12 protein-coding genes are annotated in these 14452 nt (G+C 48.3%); 1 reads left to right on the top strand and 11 read right to left on the bottom strand.

What is annotated here, in order from left to right; genetic code table 11:
* From DPQ25_RS13240 to DPQ25_RS13215, 6 genes are all read right to left on the bottom strand, one after another.
* Nucleotides 1–613, bottom strand: a 613-nt coding sequence (locus DPQ25_RS13240; protein WP_242978370.1) for an ABC transporter transmembrane domain-containing protein, incomplete at its 3' end; no start/stop codon positions are given.
* A gap of 477 nt (nt 614–1090) precedes the next feature.
* The gene (locus DPQ25_RS13235; protein ID WP_112333651.1) at nt 1091–1720 is read right to left on the bottom strand and encodes an ABC-2 transporter permease; all 630 of its coding nucleotides are present in this window, start codon (nt 1718–1720) and stop codon (nt 1091–1093) included.
* Nucleotides 1717–2574 carry an ABC transporter ATP-binding protein gene (locus DPQ25_RS13230; RefSeq protein WP_112333650.1) on the bottom strand — a complete coding sequence of 286 codons (858 nt, stop codon included), beginning with the start codon at nt 2572–2574 and terminating at the stop codon, nt 1717–1719. Before DPQ25_RS13230 ends, DPQ25_RS13235 begins: the two co-directional genes overlap by 4 nt.
* Nucleotides 2575–2576: 2 nt before the next feature.
* Nucleotides 2577–2951: a GntR family transcriptional regulator gene (locus DPQ25_RS13225; protein ID WP_112333652.1), complete on the bottom strand. Its 375-nt coding sequence runs from the start codon at nt 2949–2951 to the stop codon at nt 2577–2579.
* 225 nt (nt 2952–3176) lie between these two features.
* Complete coding sequence (locus DPQ25_RS13220) at nt 3177–4226, bottom strand: glycoside hydrolase family protein (RefSeq protein ID WP_112333649.1); 1050 nt, start codon at nt 4224–4226, stop codon at nt 3177–3179.
* Nucleotides 4227–4267: 41 nt separating this feature from the next.
* Nucleotides 4268–6409, bottom strand: coding sequence for an alpha-L-rhamnosidase C-terminal domain-containing protein (locus DPQ25_RS13215; RefSeq protein WP_177577105.1), 2142 nt, complete (start codon nt 6407–6409; stop codon nt 4268–4270).
* 527 nt (nt 6410–6936) lie between these two features.
* On the opposite strand from DPQ25_RS13215, the gene DPQ25_RS13210 reads away from it, so the two are divergent.
* On the top strand, nt 6937–7827 hold the full coding sequence (locus DPQ25_RS13210) for an AraC family transcriptional regulator (protein ID WP_112333647.1): 891 nt from the start codon (nt 6937–6939) through the stop codon (nt 7825–7827).
* 74 nt (nt 7828–7901) lie between these two features.
* Here DPQ25_RS13210 and DPQ25_RS13205 read toward each other — a convergent pair whose 3' ends face one another.
* From DPQ25_RS13205 to DPQ25_RS13185, 5 genes are all read right to left on the bottom strand, one after another.
* A complete protein-coding gene (locus DPQ25_RS13205; RefSeq protein WP_112333646.1) occupies nt 7902–8687 on the bottom strand; it encodes a TatD family hydrolase in 786 nt (261 codons plus the stop codon).
* Nucleotides 8688–8915: 228 nt separating this feature from the next.
* Nucleotides 8916–9869: a DMT family transporter gene (locus DPQ25_RS13200; RefSeq protein ID WP_112333645.1), complete on the bottom strand. Its 954-nt coding sequence runs from the start codon at nt 9867–9869 to the stop codon at nt 8916–8918.
* Nucleotides 9870–9887: 18 nt separating this feature from the next.
* Complete coding sequence (locus DPQ25_RS13195; protein WP_177577103.1) at nt 9888–10790, bottom strand: choline/ethanolamine kinase family protein; 903 nt, start codon at nt 10788–10790, stop codon at nt 9888–9890.
* Nucleotides 10790–11665 (bottom strand): NTP transferase domain-containing protein, encoded by an 876-nt coding sequence (locus DPQ25_RS13190; RefSeq protein WP_112333643.1) that lies wholly within the window; start codon nt 11663–11665, stop codon nt 10790–10792. Before DPQ25_RS13190 ends, DPQ25_RS13195 begins: the two co-directional genes overlap by 1 nt.
* Nucleotides 11666–11677: 12 nt before the next feature.
* Nucleotides 11678–14452, bottom strand: a complete 2775-nt coding sequence (locus DPQ25_RS13185; RefSeq protein WP_112333642.1) for a YidC/Oxa1 family membrane protein insertase — start codon at nt 14450–14452, stop codon at nt 11678–11680.

Here is a 14452-nt window from a genome sequence, read left to right as displayed (position 1 = left end):
CCTGCAAATTCTCTAAAAAGGTATCGCCCAGCGCCGTGTACTGCCCCCAGTATTTGGAGAGCAGCTTTTTCGCCCAGGTCTGCACCGCCGCAATCGCTACGGGGATCAGCGGCACACAGACCAGCAGTACAATGGCCGAGGGGATATTGATGAAACATAACACAATAAACAGTGTCAGGGGAGCCAACATCGAATAAAAAAACTGGGGCAGGTAGGCGCCGAAATAGGTTTCCAGCTGATCGACGCCCTCGACAGCCACTTGAACAACCTCCGAGGTCTTGACCTGTTCCTTGTAGGAAGCGCCAAGCCGCAAAAGCTTTTTATAAATTTGTTCCCGCAGGGTTTTCTTTACTGCTTTGGAAGACAAGTAGCTCATCCGGCTGGCTCCTATGGCACAGAGGAACCGGATCGCCAACGCTATAAGCGTTGCTGCCGCCGTTATCCATAAAGAGCCTGCATTGGCGCTTCCGTAGAACAAACTTGCAAGCAAACCCGTAATACTGAACATCATGGCGATGTTCGCCGCCAGGGAGCACCATTGCAATATGACATTCCCGGCGATGTACTTTTTACTCTCGCTGACCGTCCCGATCAGCCGCTTGTTTATCATCATTTCTGTTTTCCGCCTTTGCTTATACACTGCGAAGGACAAAGTAATCCGTTGCAGGTATCGAGTTAGTTAGAGCTAATTTCTAGTATAATACCATATCGTGACGAGACTGTCAAATAATATTCAAGACTGTCAGCATAATAAAAGTAGCACACCCTCTCCTTTCTAAAAAACAATAAAAAATAAGCAGTCTTCACTTAGATGAAACTAATCTTCTCTTTCCCCTGTAAATACTCGCATAGCAGAGACGGCATCAAGGCAATTCAGCCTAAAACGCAAAAGGATTTCTTTTGACAGAAAAACTCGCCGGAGGGCAGGCCGCGAAAGAAAGCCCGGCCCCTATGATAAATAATTGCAGCTTACAAGACCGCCTCCCGGCAGACGGTAAACTATGTCCTGAGCACAACATATCCGGCAGTAAAGAAGAAAAAGGGTCCCCGCGGAGCTGCGGCTCCGCGGGGACTCAGGGGGTTCTATACATCAAAACTCTCGCCTTTTATAAAAATGAACCGATAAAAATGCCGAAGCGATAAAAAGAATGACGGCAAGCACCAAAAACCATACCGGTGAAAAATCCAGCTGCAATCCCCATTTTCGAGAGAAAGAATATAAAAAGCCCGCACCGGCTGAAACTAAAATTGTTGTGGCAAAAAACCAAATTCGTCCTTTTTCTACACCAAATTTAAAAATTAAAGGATATGTAAGCCCGGAATAAAATAGTATGCCGAAAACCAGTATTCCCAGCAGGAAAATGGTCTGTTCCCAAGAAAAAACATGCCCCCAGCCCATGAACCCCACCACTAAGCTGATGATGAAATACAGGGCGCAACCGACAGCCATTCCAAACAGGGTCAAGCAATACTTGCTCAAAACCAGCTGCGTGCGTGAGTACGGCATAGTCATGGCATAGTTATCCCACTTACTGCGTTCATCAAACCCCATAATTGTAAGCGGAAACATGGCTAGAATCACACCGCTCATCAAAAAGAATATCAACCCCTCATTGCCGGGGTTCAAGACTGACACGGTAATAAAGACAACCGGAATAAACAGCATATACTTACACTGGTTCCAGAGAATAAACCAATCCTTCAATAAAAGCCCCTTCATTTTTCGGACCCTCCTTTCGCCAGCAGTACAATTATATTTTCCATTGTTACCGGTTCCAGGGAAAAGCTTCGGGGTACGGCATTGCGCTGGACAAGCACCTCCATGCCATACATTGAGGTGCGGTAGCCCTTAACCGCTTTGGGGTTGAGGGCCTCGAAGGCGCCTCTGGAACAATGCAGCAATCCATATTTCTCCAGAAGACGGTCTTTTTCCTCAAAAAAGAGCAGTTTTCCTTGGTGCATAAACGAAATATAGTCACACATTTTTTCTAAGTCGCTAATAATATGAGATGAAATCAAAATCGAATTTCCTGGCTCCCGCGTATACTCTAAAAACAGGTCGATAATCTCATCGCGGACAATGGGGTCCAGCCCGCTTGTTGCTTCGTCCAAAATCAAAAGCTTGGCGTGGTGCGAGAGTGCGACAGCAATGGCCAGCTTCATTTTCATTCCGCGTGAAAATCCCTTGAAGGCCTTTTTTTCAGGCAGGGAGAAGCGTTCCAGCAAACTTTTGAAGCGGGCCTCATTCCATTTCTTGTAGGTATTCCGCATAACCGCGTTTACCTGTTTAGCCGTGATGCTCTCAGGAAAATACGCTTCGTCAAGAACCACGCCGATGTCTTCCTTGGTAATTTGAAAGCGATTGCGGTTATCTTTGCCCAAAACATAAATTTCACCGCTGTCCCGCTGGATGCTATCTAAAATCAACTTGATGGTCGTGCTCTTTCCGGCCCCATTCTCACCGACCAAGCCAAGAATATACCCCTCCGGCAGCGTAAAGCTGATATGCTCCAAGGCAAAGCCCGGATATTTTTTGCTAACATCCTTTAATTCCAATGCATTTGCGGTCTTCATCATCATTCCTCCCGGTATAGGAGTTGGAACATTTGGATAAGCTCCTTCTCCGTCAAATTGCAGCTGGCGGCCAGCACCGCAATTTGCTGCATTAGGCCCTCAATTTTCTTCAGGTTTTCTTCGCGCAGCATCTCAACATTCTTTTGCGCGACAAAACACCCCTTGCCTGCCACAGTGTAGATAAAGCCCTCGCGCTCCAGCTCATCATAAGCGCGCTTTGTCGTGATGACGCTGATGCGCAGCTCCTTTGCAAGGCCGCGGATGGAAGGCAGCGCCTCTCCTTCACCTAATTGCCCGGAAATAATCAGTCCCTTGATTTGTGAATAAATCTGGTCATAAATCGGCTGGCCACTGGTATTACTGATGAAAATATCAATCACAACCACCTCCTACATCTGTTAATATACAGTATATACAGTAATCACAGAATTGTCAAGTCCACTAATAAATAAAAATCGGCCCGCCGAGGGCTTCCTTCACAGAAGCCTTCAGCGGGCCTGCATGAGCCTAAGCTGACTTTTTAGGTAAGCGGCTTTTCCGTATTATTATAAAATTAACTCCTTCCCTTCTCCAGCACCCACAGCGCCAGCTTTAAAATACTGTCAAAAGCTTAATGGCAACGAGATTTCCGCCAGCCCTATATGGCGGTCTAAATGGCCGGTTCCCGTTCCGTTCACTCCATCATAGAGCAGTGCAAGTGTTCCATGATCCGTTGGACAAACAGCCGGCATCCCAATTGCACCTTTTGCCCATGTGCTTACGTTGCGGTCAATAACAATCGCCTTATCCTCCTGGCTCCAGCGGTCTATATCGGTCGTCCAATAGGCCCATACTGCGTCTGTATACGAATTTTGATAAATATGGTTTGTAAACAGCCAATAACGCCCTGTACGCTCTTCATAATAGAGGGATGAGTTTTCTATATCCTCGGCCGGCGGCAGAATCGGCTCAGGATCCTTAACCCAAAAATTCCCCTTATCCTTATCATAATCATCGCATATAGATAAATCATCCGTCCGTGCTATTCCCAAGGACCGGCGCGTGACCCCGGAGCAGGATCCGCTATAAAACATCATATATTTTTTACTTCCTGGAACAAGGCCATATTTAGGATTCAGCAATACCTCTCCCGGAGAAGCCGTCTCATCATCCCAGGCGCCTGGCTTTCCAACCCGGAAGCAAACGTGCTTCTCAGCGTGCAACCGGTCACACTCTTTTATCCACGGGCCTTCTATGGAGTCTGACGTCGCAAGCATGGTTGAATATGCAAACGCAGGAACTCCCTCCTCAGAGCAGTGATCCGCGCCCAGATAGAACCTATACCACCTGTTCCCGTCGTAAAAACTCCACGGGGAAGAGGCGCTGCAACAATCTTTTCTGTCTGAACCCGGGTGCACAATTGCAGAGGTATAAAGGCTCACGCCTAATTTTTCCCAGTGAACAAGGTCCCTGCTGCGGGCAGTACAGGCATTCCAGTAGCTTTCCGCCGTCTTTTCCGGCATAGCCGCATCGTAAGAGAGATAGTAGTATTCTCCAACGCGGTTTAAAATTGCCTCTCTAACACCGCCTCCATCCCATTTATACATCTTTTCCGCTACACTGTCCGGGGACAAAACAATTCCCAAATCCTTTACACCTGCTAAATAGCGCATATTTCTCTCCCTTATAAATTTATTTTTCCGGCAATTTACCTTTAATTTAACCCAAAGAACAGGCCGGAAAGCGAGACATATTCACCCCTGATATGATCAATCCTGAACCGAGCGGGCCGATTGTATTTGTATATTGCATATACCCCCTCTCTATGGTCCTCCACTATCCTGACAGGCGCCACCAACTCAAAGGTTTTACCGTCAAACATTTCGACGGCAAGGCTTTTTCCTTCCTTTTCCCAGTCAACAAAATACAGGGCCACTGTATACGTATGGTCATAGGCAAGATCAATGTCTACCGTAAAAGTCTGGTAGCAGGCCTGGTTGTACCTCGACTGGTATCCGCCCAGGGCCCTGGCGCCTATGTTGTCGCGGTTGGAGTACATGCTTCTTGCTTCTGAAGACACCGCCGTAAAGGTCCTGTCCTCTCCTTTTGCAAAACGAATATTACTGACGTAATCAGGAAGCTGCTTCGCATTATCAGACGGATAACCGCAGAGCCAATACCCATCCTTCCCATAGGCTAAGCCCCATTGCCCTTTTGTTTCGCGGTCAAACCCAAGAAAATCAGCCGGGTACTTATATTCCGGGGGGATATAGCCACGCTTCTCACCTTCATACAGTACATCAAACCTGTATTCCCCCGCTGTTAAAAAGGTAAAATAAATAAAATCCTGATCCTCATGGCTCGCAGAAGCCAGCCGGCCATTCTGCTTTATGTAGATAATTGCCCGGCCGGCCTTGGGGACCCCTACCGTTGCCGTTGTTCCGCTCGGAACCATAACTACATGATGCCCGGTTTCCATGTCGAAGGACGCCGAGATCGTCCCGTAAGGGGTTGGCATTTCCCCCGATACTCGATTTAATTGGCGGCCTAAATGCGGGGTTACGGTAAACGTTTTAAACCCCGCTTTTTCCGCTTTGATTCCTAAAATTTCTTCGCTAAGCCAGGCTAAAACCCCCGCGCTCCAAGGGTGCGCCAAGCTCGTATATCCCGCCTGATTATTTGGAACAGGATCGTTGGCGCCGAGCACGTTCGCCCAATCGGGACGAAACGTTTCAAAAAATGTGGTGCCCCCGTACTTAATTTGCCCACCCCATAAGTCAAGGATTGATGAAATGGCCGCATCGTAGCTTCCTATTTTGCTCATAGCCTGTAAAATAAAATACTCATTAAAGGGGGAGTAGGACACCCTATTTACACGATCTGCAAAATACTTATTTCTCAGCTTATCTCTTACTTCACAATCATCCAGGCCGGCATTTACTGCGCCGCACAGCGCATGGAGCCCGCAGCGCTTATGCCAAGCGCCAGTGCTTTTAAGCCCGGCTATTTTTTGCGCCGCGTAGCCGCGGTATTGCTCCGCCGCCATTTTCTCCCCCAAATCCTCCAGAACTACAGCAAACGCCTTCCATACCTCTATCGCCAAAAAACTGTAGGAGTACTGGTTTTCCAAAATGCCGGGGGCTTCAAAACCAGCTCCCAGGCGTTCATCCCAGCCAAAAAAACCTAACGGCGGATTGGTTCCGTAAATCTCATACGCATGGTCAAGACGGTTTAATGCATGCGGCAGCAGCTCCCGAACCCCGTTTTTATCTCCGGTATATTCGTAATAATCAATAAGGCTTTGCACCCAGTATAATTCAAAGCTCTCAATACCATTTGGATGTACGGCTGTATAATGAAGGTTTTCAAGGACAAAATCATAGTTGGCAAAGCAGGGCAAGGCCGCAGCCTGCGCCGTATAGGCATCTCCCGTCCAGGAGTGGCGGTCCCCCCTATCCATCAGTATTGCTGCAAAATAGTCCTTTTTAAAATTAACACGAAGAACATACGCCGCAGTGTACCATATCTTGTTTAACAGCTCATTGTCGCAGCTAAAGCTTCCATTGTAATTAGCAGGCTTTAGCTGGCAAACAAGACGGATTTGCGTGATGTGAAACGGCTTATCAAAACCGGTAATATTGATAAAGCCAAATCTTACGCCTTCGTATAGCTCGTCATTAAGCTCTAAGCGGTATGTATCCCCATATCTTACCGGCTCCGCGGTTTTTGCGGGCGACTTGGGCCCCGAATTTACAAACGCAGGCTTATTATACTCGCTGATTCCCAATGTAATATGCCCCGATAAATCCGGGCTGTCTATCTCTAACCAAGCTGCATATTCTACGCCAAAATCCAATAATATACTTCCCGTACCGCTTACCTTGATATTGACTTTACCTGCGGTGATTGTGTCAAGCCCTGAAAAATGCTCAGCATGATTCGCTGAGTATGAAATAGGATAAGCTGTAAATATTTGAAATCCGTCATTATGCGACACCTTATCCCACCGATAATTTACAAACGGGTCCGGCGAATAAGGGGGTATTTTTCGGGTATAACGCCCCCCTGACACACAGCTGTACGGCTCATTTATTGAGAACCCATCCAAACGGACTCTGCTCATTTGTTTCACCTCATATGCCTCTTTTTATAGCGCATTATGCCGGCTAAAACCACCGTCTACCAACGCATGCTATCAGCTTTATTGTATCAATAGCCGGCAATATATTGAATGGGCCTTTATTACGGATTTGGGGGCAATCCAAACCGATTTGATCTTTTTCTAATTTATAACCCGTAAATCAAAAATCGCATTGAAAACGCAGCCGGATTTACTTATACTTTATTTAATGGCTATTTTTTCAAACGCGGTGGTGATGATCGATGAAATATTCAAAAATAAGCGCAGACAATTACCTTGTAAAACGACGTGACATTTACATAGAAAAATTTGACATAGGAGACGACAGCCGCCTACATACTCACGATTTTATCGAGATTGCATATATTACCTCCGGCAAAGGCCGCCATAGCCTTGTTAAATCGGAGGAAGCGGTTTCTGCTGGAGATATGATAATACTCAGTCCGGAGGTTCCGCACCGCTTATATTCTCATGACGGAAGATTACGCGGATATAATTGTATATTCCACCCGTCGGCCGTCGACATCTCCTTTGAAGGCTGTGAAAGCTTTGTACAGGTTGCTTGCGAGTATCTTTTTCATTCCTTTAATTTTCCGGATAATAAAAAGGATCATATCTTGCTGCAAGATCTGCCTACCAGAGAAATCAGGTCCCTTCTGGATGAAATGTACGCTGAGTCTGCCAAATGCCTGGACGGATATGAACAGCTGCTGCGGTTAGACCTGACGAAACTGCTGCTACTGATGTTTCGACTGTACCGGGATGATTCCGGGCAGTCTCAGAATAAAGGCATATATAAAAAGCTTATTGTCGAAAATTCACTAAAATATATGAATGAACATTTTAACACCGCTATTTGTTGTGAGGTTTTAGCGAAAAACGCATATGTTAGTACCGGCTATTTCGCGCGCATTTTCAAGGAAGTCACTGGAAAAAGTATTATCAAGGCGCTGCAGGAAATCAGAATTAAAAAGGCCTGTGAACTATTATCTCAGACCACCGGTACAGTTGCCGATATTGCGGAAAAATGCGGCTACCATGACATCAAGTTTTTCTACTCGCTCTTTTCAGCTACTTGCGGAAAAACTCCAGGCGAATACCGAAAAAGCGCCCGATCCTCCAGCGGAACCTGATTCTTGCCTCATTCTCCTGCAAAGGCAACAAGCTGTGCCAGGCCGCGGAGAAATTCCCGGCGGCGCCCCCGCAATCAGCATGTCAAACCGAAAAAGCGCTTAGCATTTTCACAGGTGGCATCTAACAGTTCCTGCACGGGCACAGCGCGCAGCTCTGCGATTTTTTCCGCAGTAAAGGCAATCATTGTGGAATCACAGCGCTTTCCTCGGAATGGAACGGGCGCCATATAGGGCGCGTCCGTCTCCAGCAGGAGACGTTCAAGCGGTACCGCCCGGGCAACCTCCAGCGGTACGCGCGCATTTTTGAAGGTAACCGCGCCGCCAAGCCCGACATACATCCCCAGCGCCACTACCTCGCGCATCATCTCCACACTCCCGGAAAAGCAATGCACCACACCAAACGGCCTGTGCCTGCGCAGCAGCTCCAGGGTGTCGCCGTGCGCGTCGCGGTCATGAACCAAAACAGGCAAACCCTTTCTTTTTGCCAGCAGAAGCTGGCGCTCAAAAAGATTGCGCTGTACTTCTTTAGGCGCCATATCGTCGTAGTGGTAATCCAGCCCGATCTCCCCCAGCGCCACCACCTCCGGTTTCTCCAGCAGCAGAGCAAGCTCCTCCTCCCAGTACTCCGGCAAGCCGCCGGCCTCCTCCGGATGGATCCCCACAGCGGCGTACAAGCCCAGGCCACTGTACCGGCGGGCAAGCCGGAGCGCTTCTCGCGACGAGGAAATATCCGTGCCGATGGTCACCGCACCGCAGACACCTCCGCCCGCTAAGCCGCATAGAACCGCCTCGCGGTCGCCGTCAAAGGCATGGTCGCCATAATGTGCGTGTGAGTCAAAAATATGCTGAAGTGATGCCACATTAAAACCCCCTGATAATCCCGCCGGCAGGCGGTGATTGTATTTGTTTCTATTTTCTCACTTGCGTCCGTGCTTCGTCAAGCTCTTCTAAAAATCATTTTCCCAATTTAAAATCCTATTTTACCTCCGGGTGGATAATCAAATAAAAGGCCAGGCATGCGGCAATAAGCCACGCCTGACCTTTTTACTATACAGCCAACCGCCGGGCCTTTTAAATGAACTGCTTGTTCATTCTGTTTTCTTCTTCCGGGAAAACAAATCCTTAAAATCCGCGGCAGCGAAGATGCCGCACACAATTACGACGAGCGCGCAAGCAATGGTCACCGGGGTCAATACGCTTGTGTCGCGCAGGATCAACACCGTAAACAGAATTGCCCAGGCGGCATAGGTGACATTCAAGGCCATGGACTTTGAAGCCCCAATGGTTGCAATTGCCCGATAATAGCAAAGATAGGACAGCGTCGCAAAAAATGCAGCCAATACAATGACCGGAATCAGCCAGCCGGTCTGGCCTGTAAAGAGGCTGACGGTAAAGCCCCAGCCGTTCAGAATCGGAATAATAATTACCCCATACACCACCGCCGATGTTGTCTGACGGATTTGCAGCGCGTACTCATCCTTTACCTCAGGGTCCTGCATGCATTTCGCCAAAATCACCGCTTCAATACCCCAGCCGAAGGCGCACATGAGGGTACCGCACAAGCCCAGCCAAAAGTTGGAGATGTTCAGCTCCGGCGAATAGCTGAGGCCGTAAACACCCAGCAATGTGATCACCAACAAAACCCAGCGGTACCATTGCATTTTTTCTTTTAGGAAAAAGAAGGCTAAAATCGCCCCAATGGCCGGAAAAACGGCACTGGCCACAGCGCCGATGGAAGCCCCCATATAGTTGATGGCCATAACATAACCCGTCATCCCTACAGGGCCGCCGATGACTGCCGCAAGGGCAACAAACTTGCCGCTTTTTGTTTTAAAGGCCTTCCAGACATTTTTTAGGTTTCCACGCACACCGTTGTAGATAGCCGCCCAGATTGCGGAAAAAAAGTCATGAATAAACGTACTCACAAACGGGGCCAGCAGAATGGCCTGCTCTGTAGAAACAAACGGCGTCATTGCCAGGGCGATTCCGAGAATAACGGTTTCAAGAGCCCAGGTTATACCGGCAAAAATTCCATAGCTCACTTTTAATTCCCTCCTTTGTTACATCTTAAAAAATTCATCAATATTACTCTTCAGCCTGCCGTATCTCTCCGCGGCCCAATCCTCCATCGGCTGCCCGTCATATGGAACCCTGGTTTTTGCCCAAAGCGTCCACAGGTAGTCTACATACAGCTTATTGGCAAGGAAATGCTTCCAGTCTATGGGCAGCGGCTTTCTGCCAAGATAGGCTGTTAAAAGCAGTTCATCCTGCCCGTGGTCATAGGCTGCCTCTATGGAGAGCTCTGCCAGATCCCAAATGCCGTCATTCATGCCGGCATATTCCCAATCGATGAGAAACATTTTCCCATCACCGGAGAGGACCCAGTTTTCACACAGGGCATCGTTGTGGCAGGGGGTCTTTTTGATTTCGCAGGCCCGGTCAACCTCTTCTTTTATCTTCATAACCGTGGCCTTTACCCCGGCATAATCAGCGTACATGCCGACGTGATTATCCTCTATGATCTTTTCATAGCCCCTCGCCATATCAAAGACCTCAAACGGAACCCCCGTGTCAACCCCACTGCAATGAAGCTTTTTAAAAATAGCCGCCGCCTGGTCGATATGCGCCTTTTCCCGCATGGTTTCCGCTGACATTGTTGTTGCATCCGGGATAAACGCGGTGACCTTTTCCCCGTTGGCCCCAAAGTACAGCAGTTCTGCATCGATCCCTAACCTGCAAGCCAACTCCGTGCTGGTTTTCTCGTCGCTGCGAACGATTAATTCCTCTGTGCCCTCGCCCGGGATACGGACCACATACCGTTCTCCATCTGAAAATTCCACCCGATAGGTGCGGTTTGTTAATCCGCCCATGCGCTCAATTTCTGTGTAATTTGACTTTCCCAATACCTTTTGCAGCAATTCCCCTATGGTATTTAGATCTTCCCCAACAATTTGTTTTGCCATTAAACTTTTCTCCATACCTTTCTTTCATAATAATATTCATATCTTTCAGCGCCACACATAAATTCAAACCCGGCTGCTTCCACACCCAACGGGTCCTTAATTACAGTGATCTGAGAGATTTGTGCCTCTGAACAGCCCATTTCCTGCGCAATTCCCTTTAGAATGGCTGACCGTGTGTCACCAATATAGCTTTTATCAAATGTTCTCAGCTCGTCAAGGCTGTCAAACTCAAAGATAAAATCGGGGTCATAATGGCGCACTTTAAGCTTAAGCTCATCCAAGTGCTTCATATAAATAGCCTCCCACAAGAGGCCAGCCGTTTCCGGAAGCTGATATTCGGCCTCCAGAATGCTGACAAATCTTCTGCTGAAGTTCTCATTCCAAAACGCGTGCCCCAGCATATACCAGGCGCCTTTTCCGCCGATTTGAACCCGGTTCACATATCCGTCGTCCCCCGTCTCCATGCACCACTCCTTTGTTTCGCCGTCTGCATAAAGAGCAGCATAATAGGCGTCATCCACCACTCGCTCGAAGGGGTTTTTCGTAAAATAATTATCTGCCGAGCAAATGTAGGTATTTCGTAAATATTCTCTCACCGCATAGATTGACGAATGATTGTTCCGGGTTTTATAATCGTTGTTCTCAACAATTCGTACGCCCAGCTTATCCTGTAAATAGTAAAACTGCTCTTTCATATAACCGACAACCAGAATGATCTCTTCTATGCCCGCGTCCTTTAACTGACGAATCTGGCGCTCGAGAAGCACCTCTCCGTTGACGGTTATCAACGCCTTGGGGGTTTCGTATGACAGCGGTGCGAACCGGCTGGAAACACCCGCCGCCATGATGACTGCGTTATCTACCTGATATCCCATGAAGGCCTCTCCTTACTTTTCGGTTTTCTGCTCGCATTCCGGCGGCAGAACCGCCTTGTCCGTTACCTTTTTCCAATTATCCTGGTTCCAAATATCATCATGTACCGAGTACCACCCAGACGGCAGAAAGGTCTTGCCGTTATTGATGTCCGTATTCCACTCATCTGAATTGATAATATATTGGTCATGCGCCGTCTTCTCGCTTGAATCTATCTTTTTTCCGGTAAAGGGATTGACCGGGTTTTCAATAATCTCCTCGGCCGCCAGCGTGGGTACATCGCCGTTCGTCATAAATTCTTCAGAGGTTACAAAGCCCTTGCTGTCAAAATCCTTGACCATCAGCAGCGGGTAGTACAGCGCCTTATCCGTGCCATCCGCCAGTTTAAAGCTGTTATCCTGATTTAAATCTTTCCCATGATCCGACACCAAAATAATTCTGGTGTTGTCATAAACGCCGTTTTCACGCATATAATCAAACCATTTTCCAAGCTGGAGCATCGCAGCCATATTTGCATGGTAATGGACAAGCTGCCAATCTGTTTCTATTTGCAACGTGCGGCCGTCTGCCGTAAAACGGTCGGCATACGCTTTCTCATACTCCGAGTTGTCAACGTATTGTGCCGGCTCGTAGTCCGGCTCCTGCAACAGTATCGGCTCATGTGTAATATCGTTTGTCATGAACAGAAACGTATTTACACCTTCATCTGTAATATCCGTCATGCCGGGCAGGTTCAGCAGCACATTATAACAGTCCATAAACAAACTGCTTATTCCGGTAGAAATAAACCTCCCCTCCCGCTTCTGCTGAGAGTACAAGACCCCGCTGTTGCCCTGGTTATAGCTGCCGCCGTCATAGAGCACCTCCTGGAAACAAAGCGGCGCCGACTTTAAAAGCCCATAGCAAAAGAAATTTCTGATATTGGACTGAATATGGCGCTCTTTCGTTGCGGCATCCGTGAACCGTCCCTTGGTAATATACTTTTGAATATCCGGGTAATCATCATAGATCGACAGGTCCGGAATCCACTGATAGTTCGCATAGGTCGGGTCGCAAACCGTTACGTCATAACCGTTTTGGTCAAACAGCACCGGCAGCACCTTCAGCGCCTCGTTGTGTTTTTCCACCAAGCTTTCGCCGTCTCTTCTATTCATCTCGACAGGCGTATATTCATAGCCGCCCCAGAGTGCGGGCGAGCCGAAATTCGTATACCCCCCGAACGATATGACATTGGAATAATAAGTAAAGCCTGAAAACTGCTCCTTAAGCTCCGGTTTTTCGTTAAAAATATATGGAACATATTGCCCCATGGCTCTGTCCAGCATCAGCACAACCACATTTTTCCCCTTTTTGCTCAGAGAAAAGCGGGCGGTCTCCGCGTTATCTGCTCCCCCTTGTGCCTGGAACTCCCCAACGGAAGTATTTATGCTGACCATATTCAGCGCCGACATACAGCCAAGCGCCACGCTGCCAACCAGCAGAATAGGAAAAACCTGCTTTTTCCAGCGCCTGAACACCAAATAAAACACAAGGGCCACCACAACCAGAACGGCGGCATTCAGCAGCTGGGCCTTCCAGGTGAAGTCCAGGCCGTTGTCATATTTCAGGTTGGCGCTCAAATTGCCGAGATCCTTCCCAAAAAACATATAATCCACGATGGCAACACCGGATAAAATCCAGACCGCACGGTCAAACAGAACCCTGGAAGAGGGCTTCGCCAGCCAGTAGAACACCCCCAGCCAAATGACAAACGTGCCCACCGCAAAGCAAAAGGAGCTGGCAATGAACCACAACGGATGGTAAAAATAATTGATGTCAATAAATTCCTGCGGTGACGCCTTGATTACCGCCGAGGGGATGACCACACCGACCAGCACCGATAAAAAGAGTCCCCCGGCAAAGAATGCCTTTTTGTTCGCGGTTTCCTGCGTGAATTTCAGGTTGAAGCGCAGCTTCTTTTTTAAGAGGGTATATAGCAGCGGCAGCTGGAACAGAACCCCGCAGCCCACAAACAGCGCTATTCTTTTCAGGGACGGCCTGCTGTAGAAGAACAGGCCGTACACCAGCAGGAAAGCGCCTGCGGCGGAAAACAGGATGCTGAGGATTTTGCCCGGATTTTTCAGCTTATAGAAAATGGTTTTAACCAAAGAAAATGTATTATTCAGCGTCCAGTAAAAGACAAGGCCGGACGGCGAGGCATATAAAAAGACCAGAAAAAAGGCCGCCATTGCATAGAGCTGTATTTTGGATTTCAGCGAGCTGCCCTTTGTAAAAATAACGCATGAAACCAGGTTGATTGCCGTCATGATAATAGGCAGCACGTTGATGCTTACACCGGCGACAGACAGCAGCCCGTCCGGCTTGCCAAGGTCGGAAACCGGCCCGAAGGAAACGCCGTGCAGCAGCTGCAAACCGGAAAGGAACTGGTACGCCGCGATGAAAAACGGGATTTCTAAAAACAGCGAAACCGCTCCCCTTAGCACATAGGTCGGCTTATAATGATTCTGCCGGTAATAGGTTTGAAGCATCATCATGCGCTCGTCGCCGCTGAACGTTTTTTTAATATGCGCCACGCCCTTGCGGAGCTTCATTTCCATGTCGCGCTCCTCTTCCTGCATGGCATCCGCACGCCGGTACAGGGGCAGAACCAAAAAATTCATTACCAGGCTCAGGACGATAATCGACAGGCCCGGGTTGCCAATGACCCGGTTCGCCATCATATAAATAATTTCAAACAGCAGCTGAAGCGGCTTAAGCAGCAGCGTATATAAGATATCCCAAAAAGACAT

Origin of the sequence: Hydrogeniiclostridium mannosilyticum, assembly GCF_003268275.1 — a bacterium.
Taxonomy (GTDB): domain Bacteria; phylum Bacillota; class Clostridia; order Oscillospirales; family Acutalibacteraceae; genus Hydrogeniiclostridium; species Hydrogeniiclostridium mannosilyticum.
The sequence above is the reverse complement of the archived record's forward strand: the minus strand, read 5'-3'. Positions and strand labels throughout refer to the sequence as shown.